The organism is Arthrobacter sp. B6 (assembly GCF_001663775.1).
GTDB lineage: Bacteria > Actinomycetota > Actinomycetes > Actinomycetales > Micrococcaceae > Arthrobacter.
On sequence record NZ_KV467169.1, the window covers coordinates 823950 to 840989 of the forward strand.

Sequence of the window (17040 nt, forward strand, 5' to 3'; positions counted from 1 at the left end):
CTGCGCCGCACTACGCGTGCAGTGACTGTTCCAGTCTGCGCTGCCTTAACCTGCTGACTGACTGGCCTTCAACGCGCCTTCCAAAGAGCGACTGGGCCACCCTGTGTTCCGGTTGTCCACATAGCCTTCAACCAGACTGCCTTCGTTTGCAGCCCGGAACTAGCGTGGGTCCATGTCCGTCACACTCTTCCGCCCCCACCGAAGAACCCGTCCCAGCCGAAAAGCCACAGCGTCCCGGCGTCCATCCCGCGGTACCCGTCCACTGTTGGCCGGTCGTCCGCCCGGCCGAAGGCTTGGCCCGTGGCTGGCCCGGAACCGCCGTCTGGCCATAGCACTCCTCCTGTGTATCGCGGCCGCCGTCGCAGTCCACCAGCTCACTCCGGCACCTGCCGATTCCGTGACGGCACTCGCCGCCTCCCGGGATCTCCCGGCCGGTTCCTCGCTGGCCCCCTCAGACTTGGCTCAAGTACAGGTGCCGCCGGGCATGATCGCTGCCGGATCCCTTAGAAGCAATGCCGACGCGGAGGGAAAGCAGCTGGCTGCCCCGCTCCGCAAGGGGCAGCTTCTGACCGACGCCCAGCTGCTGGGCCCCGGCCTGCTCGCCGGGACTCCCCCGGGATCAGCAGCCGTACCGCTGCGGATGGCGGATCCGTCCTCCATACAGCTTGTGTCACCGGGCCAGTTGGTCAACGTGGTGCTGACCGGGGCCAACGGCTATGACCAGCAGGCCCCTTCACAAGTCCTGGCGACGGCAGTGCCGGTGCTGTGGACCTCGGGCCAGGGCGGGAAGACCGGAGAATGGCTCGGAACAGGCGAGACGGACGGACTCATGGTCGTGGCGGCCGACCCCGCACAGGCTGCCCGGCTGGCGGGCGCCTCCACACAGGGCAAACTGTTTTTCGTCCTCGTGGGGCCGCCGGCGGCCTGAGCCAGCTGCGGAAGCCAGGCCCGGGCGAGGCGGTGACACAGCCGGGGGTCAGTTTCCCCAGTGCAGGGTATTATCCCCAGTGGGGCGGTTTCTGCTCCCGCAGCCATGCGTCGTGATCGTCATCCGGTCCGTCTCCCCAGCGCCGGGGGTCGTCCTCCGCGGCCTTGTTGGGGAGAACGCCCTCAGTTCCGGTGGCAGCCTGGCGTGACGCAGGTGCCGACATGCCGCCCTCCTGGTCAGTGTTTTCCCGGTCAGTGTTTTCCTGGTCAGTGCTTTCCTCGGCTGCGTTCCCCTGCGCGGTGCCCCCGCCGGGCTGCTCGCCGTCAGCAGCCATGCCGCCAACGGGGCCGGCAGTATGTGTTGGCGTCACCTGGACAGCCTCCTCCTCATTCGGGCGCGCGGCCCGGTCCTGTTCGTAGTCCAGCTCACCACGCTGCGCCTGTTGCCTGCGGTCAGCCCGGGTGGGACGGTCAGGCTCGTGGCCAACATTCCCATAGGCCTCGAGTGAGAGCGGGTCAACATCGTCGTCGAAGAAATTGGCCGAAGCAGTGGTCCTGCCGGGCAGGACTACTTTCTCCAGGCCGAGGTAGCCCGCAATGCGGTCAGCGCAGGCCGACGGGTCGGTGAAGACCTCGATGGTCCACAATGGCATGTACCGCCACCCCAGGCGCTCCAGCAGCTGGGGCCTGAGCCTGCTCCGCTCACGGACGCTCATGGTCCGGTACTGCTCGGTGCCGTCTGACTCGATGGCCACCGGCCACGGGGTCTCGGGGTCCTCCTGGCCCATGGTGCTGAGCGGGTCAGCGGCCGCCACCACATCAATGACGCCGTCGTACTGGTGCCACACACGGGCGCCGCGGGCGCGCAGGCGGTCACCGAGATCGGCCACCAGCGGATCCGCTCCGAGGGCCTGCTCACTGGCGGCGGCCCGGGACGCCGGGGTGCCAAGGTTGGTGTTGCCGGCGATCTCGCGGTCCAGCAGCTCGTAGAGGTCAACGGCGCCGTGCGCCAGCCGGGTGTGGTCCAGGTCCTCCGGCCGGAAGCAGGTCAACACGTGCAGGGACCTACGGGCCCGGGTCATTGCCAGTGCGAACTTTTCCCGGCCGCCCTCGGCGGACAAGGGACCGAAGTTGTGCAGGGCCCGGCCGTGTGGTGTGCGTCCGAAGCCAGGCGAAAAGATCACGTGGTCCCTGACCAGGCCCTGCGCGCGCTCCAGGTCCACGACGCGGAAGGACTCGGGACCTGCTCCGAAGAACCCGGCGAGGCCGGGATGGTTGGGCAACTGCAGCCGGATGGACTCGCCGATCCGGGCGGCGTGCCGGAGGCTGGCAGTCACCACTGCCAGTGATGTACGCGGGCGGAGCCGTGCGTGTTCAAAAACAAGGTGCACCACGCGGTTGACCTCTGCCACGACGGATTCAACCCCTTCGTGGTCAGCGCTGGGCAGCCCGGTACCGTCCGGGAGGTACTCAACCAGCAGGGCCCTGTCCAAGCCCGTGGCGGACTGGCCCTCCGGCAGCCTGCGGAGGCCGCCGTCGTAGAAGTTTTTGCTGAGCTGGAGGACCAGGTCCTCGTCCACGGCGCGGTACACAAAGTTCAGCCGCCAGACGGGGAGCACCGCCGAAAGCGCGGAAAAGGCGCTCTCCACGCGCTGGTGGGCCGTTTCGCCGACTGCGAGTCTTTCCACTCCAACGGTGAACGTGCGCGGGCTGGCAATCCGGGAGTCACCGAAGGCAATGACCTGCTTGGCCCGGGCAATGGACGGCAGGACTGCCTGCAGGGACGTAGCTTCAGCGTCCAGGACAACCACGGCGTCAAAGCGCTGCTCAGCCGGAAGAAGGCCTGTCATCAGGTACGGACTCACGGACCAGACAGGCACCAGCATCGGCACCAGCGCCGGAGCCTGGGCGGTCAGGGCGGAAAGAGTCACCCTGCCGTCCTTGAGCAGGCTCCGCAGCAGGGCGGCCTGGCGCGGGTGTTCGGCGATGGCTGCCCGCCACCGCTCGGACAGGTCCCACCGGAGCCGGGCAGCGCCGCTGGCAACATGCGCGTTGTCGGCGAGCCGGTATTCAGCCTCCAGCTGGCGCAGGGCGTCACCGTCGGACATGGCGAGGTAATCGTCGCCGCTGATCATGGCTTCCAGGGCGGACTGCCACCAGGCGAGTTCAAGCTCCGCCGCCACGGATCCGGCCGGGACTTCCCGCTCGGCGAGGTCCGTGAGCAGCTCCCCCAGCCCGTGTTCACGCATGTTCTCCACCAGCAGCGTGCGCTCCGGCAGAGTCTTGAGCGTCTCCGTGTCCGCGACGAGCCGCTCAAGGCGTTCCATCAGTTCCGGGTACGGCGTGGTTGCCAGGGAGCCGCCGGCCTCCGTATGACGCAGGGCCTCCCCCAGCTCCGTGAGCTCCCGGTCCAGCGAACGGTACAGCATGTTCATTTCCGCGAGGCCTGACGGCACGGCGGGGTGGCGCTGCGTTGTGGCGTAGCCCGACCACAGGGCGCGCTGTTCCTGCACCAGCACCAGGGAGCTGTGCAGGTCCGCGATGTGCACGCCGGGACGGACGTACTCCTTCGCAACGCGGCGCAGCCGGGATCGCTGCATGGACGCCATGTCGATGTTCCGCTCCCGTCGCCAGGCGGAGGACGCCGTAGCCGAGATCAGGTCATGGACGGGCCGGTCGAAGATGTCCGGGGTGAACTTGTCCAGGCTTTCCCGCACTGCCATCAGGAGCTCAAGCTGCTCGCCCCATTCGGCAAACGAAAGGCCCAGGCGGATTTCAGCGTGCTCCGCCACCGCGTTCATCCGGTCCCGCAGGACCGGCAGGTTTTCCGCCACGGAGCGGGCCAGCTGCTGGGCCTCTTCCGTTTCCTTGCGGGTCAGCAGCCGTGCACCGTGCCAGGGGCTGGTGGTGGACGCCCGGCTGAAACTGCCCAGTTCAGCGGCACGGCGGAGCCGGCCGGCGAGCTCGTCGCGGTCCCGGATGTTGTCCAGGACGCTGCGCTTGAGCCGGACGGTGGTGGCCGGAGCAGGGTGGATGGAGGTCAGCTCCGCAAGTGACTGCATGGCCTGGTAAGGCGAGCACCCCCAGCGCTGCCGTACGTTGTGCAGGGACGCCACGTGGTCCGTCAGGGCATGCCGGTGTTCGGTGAGGGTCTTGTGCAGGTTCCCCAGCTGGGGCTGGAGCGATTTTTCGTTCCGCACGATGGCGCGGACCAGCTGCGCCTTGAGCTGCTGCGGAGTGGCCGTGCCGGAGAGCTGGAACAGGATGGATTCAAGGCCGAGGGTCTCCAGCTGGGCCGATACTTCGTTGAGGCTGGCACGGCGGTCGCCGACAACGAGCACCGTCTTCCCGGCGTCCACCAGCGCGCCGATGGTGTTGATGGCGGTCTGCGTCTGGCCCGTCCCGGGCGGGCTGCTGACCACCAGGGAATCCCCTGCCCTGGCCGCGTCCAGCACGTACTGCTGGTCGGCGTCGGCGTCGAGCAGGAGCAGCTCGTCCTGGGGGTGCCGCTCGTCCACACCCGGGAAACGGGAGGGGTCCGGTTCGTCCACATCCAGCACTACACCGCTGGCTGCGGTGGCCAGGGCGGCCACCAGCGGGTTTCCTTCGTTGATCCAGGGGTCATCGAGGTTTCCGGACAGGTCAGCGAAAGTGGAGACCAGCAGGTTGTGCTGCGCCTCCGCGCCGTGAATTGGCCTGATCAGAGTAGCCAGCCGGTCCAGCACCGGCTGCGGATCAAAGCGCGCGGTGCTGTACGCCAGGCGGGTCACAGCGTTGACGTCGAAGACGATGCCATGAATGTTTTTCAGGTGACGGACCAGGGCCGGATTGATGTGCGCCTGTTCGGTGAGCTGCAGTTCGTAGTCATCTTCCCCGGGGCGCACCGTCAGGGCAATCGCGGTGAGCATTACCGGGGCGGAAATCCGCTGCGGTTTGCCCCCGACGGCGGAAGTCCAGACCACCGTGCCGGCGGACAGGTAGCCGGCGTCAATGCCGCGGTCGTTGCCCAGTTCGAAGATTTTTGAACGGATGTTCCGTGATGCCCTGGCCGCGACGACATACTGCTGGTGGTCCCGGATCAGGGTGGAAAGCCGCGTGCGGCGGCCCGCCATCAGCTGGGCAAGGCCTGACGGGTGCGCGTGCGTGAGGTCGATGGAACCTTCAGGGGTCTTGGTGAAACGCAGCATGGTGTCTGCCCCGGTGACGGGCTTGAGACCGGACAGCCATTTCCTGAACTCCTCGGAGCCCTCCGGGTGGCCTTGACCAACTGACACTACTGCCTTCTTTTCTGCGTTTTCACGGGACGCCCTGGACCATACCGGCATAGTTTCGAGCGTAGCCGGAAAGATGCCGTAGTGAGAGACCGCAACACTGATGATGCCAAATTGCGGAGTAATTCACGCAAAAGCGACCAGTGGCCGGCCCCGCATACGGAGACCGGCCACTGTTATGCCACTATTCCCATTCAATGGTTCCCGGCGGCTTGCTGGTCACATCCAGCACCACACGGTTAACGCCTTCCACCTCGTTGGTGATCCGGTTGGAGATCCGGGCCAGGAGATCGTAGGGCAGCCGTGACCAGTCCGCGGTCATGGCGTCCTCGGAGGAGACCGGACGGAGGACGATCGGGTGGCCGTAAGTGCGGCCGTCGCCCATGACGCCAACGCTGCGGACGTCGGCGAGCAGGACAACCGGCATCTGCCACACGTCGTTGTCCAGCCCGGCGGCGGTCAGTTCGGCGCGGGCAATGGCGTCCGCCTTGCGCAGCAGGTCCAGGCGTTCCTTGGTGACCTCACCGACAATGCGGATTCCGAGTCCGGGCCCGGGGAAGGGCTGGCGTCCGACGATTTCCTGCGGCAGCCCCAGCTGGGCGCCCACGGCACGGACTTCGTCCTTGAAGAGTGCGCGCAACGGTTCCACGAGCTCAAACTGCAGGTCCTCGGGAAGACCGCCCACGTTGTGGTGGCTCTTGATGTTGGCTGCACCTTCGCCGCCGCCGGATTCAACGACGTCGGGGTACAGCGTGCCCTGGACCAGGAACTTGATTTTCTCGCCGTGCGCGGCTGCCTCGGCGATGATGGCCAGCTCGGCTTCTTCGAACGCGCGGATGAACTCGCGGCCGATAATCTTGCGCTTCGTTTCCGGATCGCTGACGCCGGCCAGGGCGGCCTGGAACCGTTCCTGCTCGTTGGCGACGTAGAGCTTGACGCCGGTGGCGGCGACGAAGTCGCGTTCCACCTGCTCGGCTTCCCCTTCACGCAGCAGCCCGTGATCCACGAACACACACGTCAGCTGGTCGCCAACGGCGCGCTGGACGAGGGCGGCCGCCACCGCGGAATCAACGCCGCCGGACAGGCCGCAGATGACCTTCGCGTCGCCGATCTGCTGGCGGATGCGCTCCACCTGTTCCTCGAGGATGTTGCCGGTGGTCCAGTTGGGTTCCAGCTTGGCGCCCTTGAACAGGAAGTTCTCCAGCACCTGCTGGCCGTAGGCCGAATGCTTCACCTCCGGGTGCCACTGCACGCCGTACAGGCACTTCTCTTCATTGGCGAAGGCTGCCACTTCAGCGCCGGCGGTGGTGGCCAGCACTTCGAAGCCTTCCGGCGCCTCGTGCACGGAGTCGCCGTGGCTCATCCAGGTGTTCTGGTGCTGCGGCATCCCCTCCAGCACTGACCGGCCTTCGCCGAGGATGGTGGTCTGGGTGGAGCCGTACTCACGCAGGCCGGTCTTGTCGACTTTGCCGCCCAGGGCATTGGCCATGGCCTGGAAGCCGTAGCAGATGCCGAAGACCGGGATTCCGGCTTCAAAGAGGTCCGAACCGACCGACGGTGCACCGTCGGCATAAACGCTGGACGGGCCGCCGGAGAGGATGATGGCGGCGGGGTTCCTGGCCAGGAGCTGCTCGGTGCTGTAGGTATGCGGAACCACTTCCGAATACACATTCGCTTCCCGGACGCGGCGGGCAATCAGCTGCGCGTACTGGGCACCGTAGTCAACAACCAGCACCGGCTTCTGGGAAGTCTGGGATGCAGTGGGAGTAGTCACCGTACTAGCCTACTTTGCGCGGTTGCCCCGCCGCACATTCAGGGCCGCCGGTGTGACGGAGTGAACGTCCGACGGCGGGACGGCCGCTCCGGACGCGCCTAGTACCGCTGGGGTGCCTGCGGGTTGTCGGCGAGCTCCGCTTCGACCTCGGCGTGGAACTTCTTCTCCACGATGAAGGACAGGAAGGGAATCACGCCGCCGAGGGCCAGCAGGATGAGTTTGGCGAACGGCCAGCGCATCAGTGCCCAGAGGCGGAAATTGGACATCAGGTATACGACGTACATCCAGCCGTGGACGATCAGCACCGTGACCGAAATGTTCACGCCGCCCAGCACGCCTTTGGGTTCGGCGTCGGCGAACCCAAGGCCGAACGGCTCTCCCGTGACAGCGTTGGTTCCGCCGGCGAACAGGTACTGGCCGAAGGCATAACGCGCGATGAGTTCGGCGCAAAGCAGCAGCAACATGGCGCCGGTAAGGTAAGCCAGCACCTTGTAGAACTTCAGGGCTGAGCGGATCTGCGGCTCGGTGCCACCGAAACGGCGCTTCTTGCCCTTCTTGGCGCCTGCGCTGGTGGCTCCGCCGGGCTGGCCGCTTTCATCGGACGGCTGTGCCTGCATGGCCGGTTTGGGTTCAATCATGGCTGTACCTTTTGTTGTGTCTGTCCAGAAGGTGTATGGGCTGGAAGGTGATGGTGGTCGCCGTCGGTGCCCTCGCCGCCGTCGAACCGGTCCTCGAGGTCCCGGCGGTAGTCGTCCTTGACCAGCCGCCACCAGATAAACAGGGCAAAGCCGGCGAAGACCACCCATTCCAGGGAGTAGAAGAGGTTGAGCCAGTTGATCTGCTGGGCCGGCGGCTGGGGTCCGATCCGCAGCGGCTTGAGGTCGCTTTCGATGGCCTCGGCGCTGACGTCCGTTCCTGCGGAGACTTCGGCTGTGGCGGTGATGAAGCCGGGATAGCTGCTGACGTCCCAGTAGTTGATGAGTTCTGCCACCGAGACGGCCGTCGCGCGTCCCGGCCCGGGTGCCGTTTCGGGTACCGGGGCCTCGGACGGCAGGAGCCGTCCCGTCAGTTCAACCGTGCCCGACGGCGGTTCGGGGGCTTGGGAGGGATCGGCCACCCAGCCCCGGGCCACGGGAATCCACGTGTCAGGCGACGCTCCGACCCCGCTGAGGACGGGGGCTCCGTCGACGGCAAAGGCCGTGACCACCCAGTAGCCGGACTCTCCGTTGTTCAGCCGCCCGGGTATCAGGACCTGCTTGCCGGCGTCGTACGTGCCCACAGCCGTGACCATCTGGTCAGCCACTGAACCGTGGAAAAAGTCGCCGGGCTGGAGCGTGCTGGTCAGCGACTGTGCGGTCTCGGTGGCGGGGTTGGCAGGGATCTCGGGTTGTGTGGACCTGCCGAACTGCCATTGGCTGAGCAGGACGAAGACCCCGGAGACTGCAATCGCAAACACCAGGCCTGCGATCCAGCGGGGCTTGAGGGCTGTTTTCCACACCCCTTAACCGTACTTCGTTCCGGCGTAGAACAACTAAACGGAGAGTGGGTCAGCCGGGTCCCGGACCGCTTAGTGGTCGAAGAAGACCAGGCTGGAATTGATGAGTTCGGCGATCACTTCGGGGTCGTAGGCACGCCGCAGCGACTCGCGGAACGATTCCTTGGACAGTGAGCGGGCCAGGGTTGCGAGGACTTCCAGATGATCCGAGAAAGAACTCGCCGGCGTGGCGATCAGCAGAATGACCGTCGCGGGACCGTCCGTGGCGCCGAAGTCCAGGGCATGGCCGTACTTGGTGATGCCGACGGCGATGGAGGTCCGGGAGACGAATTCGCTGCGGGCGTGCGGCAGGCCGATGCCGCCCGGCAGGCCAGTGGCCAACTGGTGCTCACGGGCATGGACGTGCTCAAGGAAGCCCGGCAGGTCCGTGACCCTGCCGGCGGCGAAAAGACGCTCCGCGAGCTGAGATGCCGCGTCCACCTTGTCCGACGCCTCAAGCTCCAGGATCACCATTTCGGGGGTGGTGAGTTCGGCATCGTACCGGTCAAGTGGTTCCGCCAAGGCGTGTCCCTTCAGTGAGGCGAGAAAGCTGGTGGGTGGAGCCCCTCAGCGCAAGGGAACGATGTCGTCGACACCCATTCGTGCGGCATCGGCGGACTCATCATCAGGTTGCTGCTGGCTCAGTCGCTCGGCTTCTACGCGTGCAATGTAGTGCTTGATTTCGCTTTCACGCTGCACATCGCTCCAGCCAAGGACTTCACCCATCAGTTTAGCGACCACTGGAACGGCGGAGACACCACGGTCCCACGCCTCGATGGAGATCCGGGTCCTGCGGGTCAGGACATCGTGGACGTGCCGGGCGCCCTCGTGCGTAGCAGCGTAGACGGCCTCTGCCTGAAGGTAGTCGTCGGCGCCGGGCAGCGGCTCCGCCAGCTCGGGCCGCTCCTGGATCAGGGCGAGCACTTCCGGCGTCATGGACCCGTAGCGGTTGAGCAGGTGTTCCACGCGAGCCACGTGGACGCCTGATTCCTCAGCAGTCCGGTTCCTCCGGTTCCAGGCTGCCTTGAACCCGCTGGCACCGAGCAGCGGAATGGTCTCCGTGCAGCTGGGCGGCACGCGTTCATCCATGGTGCGGGTGGCTTCGTCAACGGCGTCCTTGGCCATGATGCGGTACGTGGTCCATTTTCCGCCGGCCACCACCACGAGGCCAGGCACCGGGTGCGCCACAACGTGTTCCCGTGACAACTTGGCAGTGGAGTCGTTTTCGCCGGCCAGAAGGGGCCGCAGCCCGGCGTACACCCCCTCCACGTCCTCCCTCGTCAGCGGCCGCTTGAGGACTTCGTTGACGTGGTCCAGGATGTAGTCGATGTCCTTGCTCGAGGCTGCCGGGTGGGCTTTGTCCAGGTTCCAGGCGGTATCTGTGGTGCCAATGATCCAGTGCCGCCCCCACGGGATGACGAACAGCACCGACTTCTCCGTACGCAGGATCAGGCCCACGGTGGACTGGAACCGGTCCCGTGGCACCACCAGGTGGATTCCCTTGGAAACGCGGACCTTCAGCTGGCCCCGGTCGGTCACCATGGCCTGGGTCTCGTCCGTCCATACACCGGTGGCGTTGATGACCTGCTTGGCGCGGATCCTGAATTCCGTGCCGTCCTCATGGTTGACCACCTTGGCCCCGACGACGCGCTCGCCCTCGCGCAGGAAGTCCACCACTGCCATCTGGTTGACGGCGTGGGCACCGTAGTGGGCGGCCGTGCGGACCAGGTTGGCAGCGTATTTGGCGTCATCCACCTGGCCGTCGTAGTACCGGATGGAGCCGACGAAGGCGTTGTCCTTCAGGCTGGGCGCGGCGCGCAGGGTTCCGCGCCGGGTCAGGTGCTTGTGGAAAGGGACGCCTCGGCTATGCCCGCCGGTGATGGACATGGCGTCGTAAAGCGCAATGCCTGCGCCGACATAGGGCCGTTCCAGGAACGGTTTTGTCAGCGGGTAGAGGAACGGCACGGGCCGGGCGAGGTGCGGCGCGAGCACGGACAGGATCAGGCCGCGCTCGTGCAGGGCCTCCTTGACGAGGCCGAAGTCCAGCATCTCCAGATATCGCAGGCCGCCGTGGATCAGCTTGGAGGACCGGGACGATGTTCCCGCCGCCCAGTCACTGGCCTCCACGATGCCCACGCTGAGTCCGCGGGTTACCGCGTCCAGGGCCGCTCCCGTACCCACGATGCCGCCCCCGACAATCAGGATGTCCAGTTCCTTGCCGGGTTCCGAGGTGGCCCGGAGCCGCGCGATTGATTCTTCGCGGGCTGCCGGGCCCAGGGTGCCGCTGGTGTTTGGAACACTCTTCATGGAACGCCTCCGTTGCCGCTTGTGCAGGTAATAAACCACACTACTTGCTAGCCGTACGGTTGGGCAGGCGGGGCCGGGGCGCCGGCGGCTGGCCCGCGCAGGGTCAGTTTCCGGCGTAAGGCGAGACGACGACGTCGACCCGCTGGAACTCCTTGAGGTCCGAGTAGCCGGTGGTGGCCATGGAGCGGCGCAGCGCGCCGACCAGGTTGGAGGTGCCGTTGGTGTGGTGGCCCGGGCCAAAGAGAACTTCCTCCAGGGGTCCGACAGTCCCAACGTTTGCCCGGTCCCCGCGGGGAAGTTCCAGGTGGTGGGCCTCCTGGCCCCAGTGCCAGCCCTTACCCGGTGCCTCTTCCGCGCGGGCGAGTGCGCTGCCGAGCATCACAGCGTCGGCGCCCATCGCGATTGCCTTGATAATGGCGCCGGAATTGCCCATCCCGCCGTCGGCAATCACATGGACATACCGCCCGCCGGACTCGTCCATGTAGTCCCGGCGGGCCGCGGCGACGTCGGAAATCGCGGAGGCCATCGGCGAGTGGATGCCCAGCGCGCGCCGGGTGGTGGTGGTCGCTCCCCCGCCAAAGCCCACCAGCACCCCTGCGGCTCCGGTGCGCATGAGGTGCAGGGCGGGCGTGTAGCCGGCGGCGCCGCCCACGATCACGGGAACGTCCAGCTCGTAGATGAACTGCTTGAGGTTCAGCGGCTCGTGGTCCTTGGAGACGTGCTCGGCGGAGACGGTGGTACCGCGGATGACGAAGATATCGACGCCGGCGGCCACCACGGTCTTGTAGTGTTCCTGGGTGCGCTGCGGAGTCAGCGATCCGGCCACTGTGACGCCTGCAGCGCGGATCTCCGCCAGGCGCGAGGTGATCAGCTCGGGCTGGATGGGGGCGCGGTACAGCTCCTGCATCCGTCCGGTCACTGCAGGACTGTTGGTCTCATCCTCCAGGGCACCGATCTCATCCAGGATGGACTGCGGGTCCTCATAACGCGTCCACAGACCTTCGAGGTCCAGCACGCCCAGGCCGCCCAGGCGTCCGAGGGCAATGGCTGTCTGGGGGGACATTGCCGAATCCATCGGGGCGGCAATGACGGGCATGTCGAACTTGTAGGCATCGATCTGCCACGCGACAGAAACGTCCTTGGGATCGCGGGTACGACGGTTAGGGATAATCGCAATATCATCCAGGGAGTAGGCACGACGCCCACGCTTGCCACGGCCGATCTCAATCTCGTAAGTCACTGCTCTAGGTTATCCCAGCCGGGCACCCCGCCAGGGACCGCAGTTCACGCGGGCGCGGGACAGCCGACGGGGACATGTCCCCATCGCGACGGACCACGGAACGAAATAGTTTGGTACCAAAGCGGAACGGCAAAAATGCCACAGCCGGACATATCTATTGGGGGACATCATGGCGCCAGGCATTTACGGTGCTGACATTGAACAGCTCCGGACGCTGTCTCAATCACTTGGAAGGTCCGGATCACGTCTTAAGAGCGTGGAAACCACCGTGAATTCGCTGGTGCAGTCGGCGGTCTGGAAGGGCGAGGACGGGAACAGGTTCCGCGATGAATGGACCTCGGCACTGCGCCCGATGCTGAACAGGACCTCGGAGTCTCTCCAGAATCAGTCCAAATCCCTGTTGAAGCACGCGGACGAGCAGGAAAAGGCGAGCACCTCAGGCGACGGCACCAACTCCTCCCCTGCGCCGTCAGGCAGTGGCGGTTCCGGCGGCGGCTCCGACCCTGGGCGGGGATGGGGAGATTCCTTTACTGATCCGGACTACCAGCACGCGCCTGGCGGCATTGAGTGGCTCCTTGAGAAGGCCGGTGTCACCGATGGCAGCGGGGCATCAAGCATCGCCAATGCGCTCAAGTTCGTAGCCGACAAATTCAGCTGGAACCTCGAACTCGCCCAGGTAGAGGCCGGCGTCAGCAAGTTCTTTGGTTTTATGGATCATGCCGGCAAGGTCCTTGGCGTGCTGGGAGGCGCCATCGGCGTCCTGGATGTGCTCTCAGGAATTGATAACAAGGACCCCTTCAGAATGGCCGACGGCGTCATTGGCGGCGGCCTGTCCCTGGCAGCAGTGTTAGCCACAGGAACCATCGTAGGAGCGCCTGCCGGCGTCGTACTGGGTGGGCTTGCCCTCGGCTGGGGACTGCTGGGCATGATGTCAGGTGACGTCCCCGTCACGAAGAGAATCTGGGACTTCGGGGCAGGTGTTGTGGGCGGCGTCAGGGATCTTGCAGACGGTGCCGGAGATGCCTTGGACTGGGTGGGCGGTAAGCTCGGATTCGGCTGAGGACCGACGTGCGGCGCCCGATGAATGCTACTGAATTACTGAAGGAAACGATGACTGAAGCCACCACTCCGGCCGGCAATGAACACGACGCAGCCATGCCTGCCGCGGCCTACCGGATGACGAGCCACGAGATCCTGGCACTGCTGGCGTTCCAGCCGGGGGCCGGAACCGCCCTGACGCGCCGAGTGCTGGGTCTCGCTGAACTCCCGGACGACCACGATCTGGTGCGGGCCGGCGTCGGCACATTGAACATTCGTGACACTGTGGAAATCAACGGCGAAGAAGTAACCCTGTTGGCCCAGGCGAGGATACTCGCCCGCATTTTCAGCACCTCTTCGGAGTGGTACGACATCACCCGGATTGGCGCCGAGGCCGTCTCACCCAGCTATTTGGTGGACTCCCCCGCCGGACGGGCTGCGATCTTCCTCAGGCCCCTGAGCGAATATGTATGCCTCCCACTCCGGGATGACGTGGACCTGCTCGATTTTGTACAGCTCACCGTGGATGAGGCGGTGGCGGCCCTGGGCACCGAAGGCGGGGGGATTGTCAGCTCCCGGCGCTACCGTGTCGAGGCGGACAAGCCTGTGGTCGCCAACATCAAGGTCCTTGACGCCGGCTCCCTGCAGCTTGCGTCCGCCCCGTTGGATGATGACGGACAACTGGGTGTGCGCGACCTGGCGGCCGCTGAGCAACCGGGCCTGATAGTCCGTACCGTGTTGGCTGCCGCATCGTGACGGCTGAGAAGGGACACAGCTCCGCTGGTTTCCCCCGCCTTGCCCTGGGCCACGCACATCGCAGGGCACGTGTTTTCTGGTTCTGGTGGATGGGCATGATCTTCGCCATCCCCGGGGCGGCCCAGGCAGCCACCTTGGCGGCGACGGATCAGAGCCCTGAGGATGGCCTGGTGCTGACAGGACTTGGGCTGGTGATGTCCGCGGTCGGCTGGCTGGCAGCCATAGCACCAAGGTTTACCCGCACGGTTCCAAGCCCCGCAGACGACGTCGCCCGCACGGCACGCTACGTCCGGTTGGCCCCTGGCGTGTTCATTGGTGTGGTGGCCGCCATGCTGGCGATCGTCGTGATTTTTATGGCCGTAACCCCTCGGGGAACATCCCCGGACGTCCTGCCAATCATGGCGTTCCTGGCTGCTTTTCCGGTCCCCGTCGGCGCCGGGATGCTCTACTCCAGGCACCTTCACCTGAACCGGGACCGGCTGTACTCCGCCTGGCTGGAACGGCGCTGAACGTTTCCCAGCCGGGCTTTCAGACCCCATCGGGGGCTTTCTATGCCCGCGTGGCCAGGCCGGCATGACAATTCCAATTCCCTTCCCCGCCGACGAGTCCACGCACCCTCTCGACTACTGGCTCTCCCCGGAACTGGCCCGGATCAGTCCACCCAGTGCCCCTTCGCGTTTGCGGCAATTGGCCGACGCCCAAGGCGCGTTGGCGGCGGCCTGGAGCAGCGCGATCGGCTGCGGACCTGTCCTGATCCTCGTTGGCGGGTTCGTCTCAGTCATGTCAGGCAACCCTGCCGGGGCGCTGGTCCTCGGCATGATGGGCGCCGCGCTCGCCGTGCTGGGCGTAGTTTCCTGGAAGCGGGTCCGTGCCACGCTGCCGAACACGGACCGCCTCCTCATCATCCGTGGCCCCGGCTCGGCCCGTGGCGGCATCATGATGGTGTCCCTACTGGCCACCATCCTGGCCGGGATCCTGGCCACGGCCTTGCCCGAGACTGCCTCCAGGGGAGCCGCTACGGTCGTCGCGATGATCGGCGCCTACCTCCTCACAGTGCTGTTCCTGGTGGCCTGCATCCTCGTCCCGTCGGTGGTGATGGGCCGGGCCCGGCAGTCCTTCCGGCGAAGGGTCCAGGCGGACCCTGTTCTCCGCACGGCGGTGGAAGCCGATCTGGCCACGTGGCGCGACCCTTACGGCAACGCCGGTTATGGCCCGCTCTAAACATCGAGGCTGAGCTGGGATTCGAACATCCGGAAGTAGCGGCCCCGCAGCGCCACCAGTTCCTTGTGGGTGCCTTGCTCCACGATGCGGCCGTCTTCGAGCATGTAGACAATGTCCGCCTTCTCGATGGTGGCCAGTCGGTGGCTGATGGCGATGATCGTGCTGCTGCGGTCCGCGAACAGGCGGGGGAAGATGCGGTGCTCCGCCAGCGCGTCAATGGCCGAGGTGGGCTCGTCCATCACCATAAAGGAGGCGTCGCGGTAGAAGTTCCGGGCCATGGCGAGCCGCTGCCACTGCCCTCCGGATAGCCCGCTGCCCTTCCTGCCGCGCGGATCCTCCATCCAGTTGCTGACGTGGTTGTCCAGGCCGTTGGGAAGTTTATTGATGAACTCCAGTGCTTCAGCGTCCTCCGCCGATCGCCGGATCCGGCCGTCGTCCTTGGCTGAAGCGACGTCGCCGAAATAGATGTTCTCCGCCGCGGTGGCGAACTCATATTTCAGGAATTCCTGGCTCAGCACCGCAAGGTGGCGGTGCCAGGAGGTGACATCGACGGCGGCGAGGTCAACGCCGTCGAGCATGACCTGCCCGGAGTCCGGGGCGTAGAGCCCGGCCAGGATCCTGATCAGGGTGGACTTTCCGGCCCCGTTCTCCCCCACAATGGCGATGTGCTGGCCTTCCCGGATGGTCATGCTGATGCCGCGGATCACCTCGATGTCGCTGCCCGTGTACGTGAAGTGGATGTCCCGGAGCTCCACCGTCTTGGGAGCCTGAAGCAGCGGCGGCGCATGCCGGGAGTGGACGGGCATCGCCATGAACAGTTCGTAGTCCTTGAGGTTCGCGAGGTCCTCATCGATGGAGCTCAGGGACGACACCAAGCTGTTGGCGGTGGACAGGGCGCGGCTGACGATCTGCTGGACATACAGGAATTGGCCCACCGGCTGGGCGCGGGCGATGATCTGCCCAACCACCCAGATCAGCGACACCACTTCGGCGCCGTACTGCAGGGCGTCGGCGGCCAGCTGCTTCGGGATGTAACGCTTCTGGAAGTCAAGGCGCCGCCGCTCGTCCGCGTCCCGCAGCCGGGACCGGAAGTCCATCAGGTAGCCCACGATCCCGTACAGCCGCATTTCGGCGATGTGCTGCGGGCGGAGCAGGTTGGTCTCGATCATCCGGCGTTGGCGGCGTGAGTCCACTTGGGTGTTCCAGTGGGCGATCTGCTCACGGGAAAGTTTGAACTGCAGGTAGACACTCGGGACGATCGCGACCAGGACGATGACGGCGATCCACCAGCTCACCAGCAGCAGGGCGCCGACCGCGAGAATCACCGACGCGAGCTGGGTGAAGATCGCGGCGATGCGGTCCAGGACGCGGGCGTAGGAATCCGAAAACCTCTTGGCACGGTCATAGAGGTCCACGGTCTCTTTGTCGTCGTACCGCCAGAACTCGAGCGCCAGGAACCGCTCGTACATAAGGTCCCCCACGATGGCGCCGACCTTGAAGCTCATGAGCTGCTGGATGTAGCGGTCCACGCTGCTGAAGGCACCCCAGAAAAGGCCCAGTGCCGCGGTAATGATGACGTACACGATCGCCTGCCGGCCGGCGGCCGGGTCTCCGGAGTAGGCAGCCGCCAGGGCCGTGGTGGTCAGCGCCGCGAAATACGTGGTGACCAGCGGAAGCAGTGCCGAGACCAGCGATCCGACCACCTTCATGATCACGGCGGCGGGTGAGGCACGAAAGCTGACGCGCAGTACCTGGGCCACCGCCCGGGCATACGGCCGGACGGCGAGCTTCCGTTTGGGATCCCGCTTGGGGTTCAGCTCGGCGGGATGGCGGGTTTCGGGCATGACAACAGCCTAATTCCGTCCGGGTACACCAGGCACAGACACAATGAAGCCACGTGGACGGATCCACGTGGCCTCATTGATTAAGCGTGCGGCGGGCCCGCGGCCGGGGTTCCCTGGCCGCAGCGAAG

Annotated in this window: 13 protein-coding genes; 5 read left to right on the forward strand and 8 right to left on the reverse strand. The window is 65.8% G+C overall.

Features of this window, described 5'->3' with window-relative positions:
• The first annotated feature begins 172 nt into the window (after positions 1-172).
• Complete coding sequence (gene cpaB, locus AU175_RS18450) at positions 173-928, forward strand: Flp pilus assembly protein CpaB (RefSeq protein ID WP_082979283.1); 756 nt, start codon at positions 173-175, stop codon at positions 926-928.
• A 70-nt stretch (positions 929-998) separates the two neighbouring features.
• Here the strand turns inward: cpaB and AU175_RS18455 are convergent, their stop codons facing one another.
• The 7 genes from AU175_RS18455 to AU175_RS18485 all read right to left on the reverse strand — a co-directional run bounded on the left by AU175_RS18455 (position 999) and on the right by AU175_RS18485 (position 12053).
• The gene (locus AU175_RS18455) at positions 999-5252 is read right to left on the reverse strand and encodes an AAA family ATPase (RefSeq protein WP_066293040.1); all 4254 of its coding nucleotides are present in this window, start codon (positions 5250-5252) and stop codon (positions 999-1001) included.
• 130 nt (positions 5253-5382) lie between these two features.
• Complete coding sequence (gene guaA / locus AU175_RS18460; RefSeq protein WP_066293042.1) at positions 5383-6972, reverse strand: glutamine-hydrolyzing GMP synthase; 1590 nt, start codon at positions 6970-6972, stop codon at positions 5383-5385.
• Positions 6973-7070: 98 nt separating this feature from the next.
• Positions 7071-7610 (reverse strand): DUF3817 domain-containing protein, encoded by a 540-nt coding sequence (locus AU175_RS18465; RefSeq protein ID WP_066293050.1) that lies wholly within the window; start codon positions 7608-7610, stop codon positions 7071-7073.
• A complete protein-coding gene (locus AU175_RS18470; protein ID WP_066293051.1) occupies positions 7607-8470 on the reverse strand; it encodes an SURF1 family protein in 864 nt (287 codons plus the stop codon). The genes AU175_RS18465 and AU175_RS18470 overlap by 4 nt, the downstream gene beginning before the upstream one ends.
• 69 nt (positions 8471-8539) lie before the next feature.
• Entirely contained in the window at positions 8540-9028 is a 489-nt protein-coding gene (locus AU175_RS18475) for a PTS sugar transporter subunit IIA (RefSeq protein ID WP_066293053.1), read from the reverse strand.
• A gap of 45 nt (positions 9029-9073) precedes the next feature.
• Positions 9074-10813, reverse strand: a complete 1740-nt coding sequence (locus tag AU175_RS18480; protein WP_066293055.1) for a glycerol-3-phosphate dehydrogenase/oxidase — start codon at positions 10811-10813, stop codon at positions 9074-9076.
• A gap of 103 nt (positions 10814-10916) precedes the next feature.
• Positions 10917-12053 (reverse strand): GuaB3 family IMP dehydrogenase-related protein, encoded by a 1137-nt coding sequence (locus AU175_RS18485; RefSeq protein ID WP_066293057.1) that lies wholly within the window; start codon positions 12051-12053, stop codon positions 10917-10919.
• A 256-nt stretch (positions 12054-12309) separates the two neighbouring features.
• On the opposite strand from AU175_RS18485, the gene AU175_RS18490 reads away from it, so the two are divergent.
• The 4 genes from AU175_RS18490 to AU175_RS18505 all read left to right on the forward strand — a co-directional run bounded on the left by AU175_RS18490 (position 12310) and on the right by AU175_RS18505 (position 15068).
• Positions 12310-13113: a hypothetical protein gene (locus AU175_RS18490; RefSeq protein WP_066293059.1), complete on the forward strand. Its 804-nt coding sequence runs from the start codon at positions 12310-12312 to the stop codon at positions 13111-13113.
• Positions 13114-13163: 50 nt separating this feature from the next.
• Positions 13164-13847, forward strand: a complete 684-nt coding sequence (locus AU175_RS18495) for a hypothetical protein (protein WP_066293063.1) — start codon at positions 13164-13166, stop codon at positions 13845-13847.
• Complete coding sequence (locus AU175_RS18500; RefSeq protein WP_156642468.1) at positions 13844-14356, forward strand: hypothetical protein; 513 nt, start codon at positions 13844-13846, stop codon at positions 14354-14356. The genes AU175_RS18495 and AU175_RS18500 overlap by 4 nt, the downstream gene beginning before the upstream one ends.
• Before the next feature lie 64 nt (positions 14357-14420).
• Positions 14421-15068: a hypothetical protein gene (locus tag AU175_RS18505; protein ID WP_066293070.1), complete on the forward strand. Its 648-nt coding sequence runs from the start codon at positions 14421-14423 to the stop codon at positions 15066-15068.
• On the opposite strand, the gene AU175_RS18510 is transcribed toward AU175_RS18505, so the two are convergent.
• Positions 15065-16912, reverse strand: coding sequence for an ABC transporter ATP-binding protein (locus AU175_RS18510; RefSeq protein WP_066293072.1), 1848 nt, complete (start codon positions 16910-16912; stop codon positions 15065-15067). The genes AU175_RS18505 and AU175_RS18510 overlap by 4 nt on opposite strands.
• Between the last annotated feature and the right edge of the window lie 128 nt (positions 16913-17040).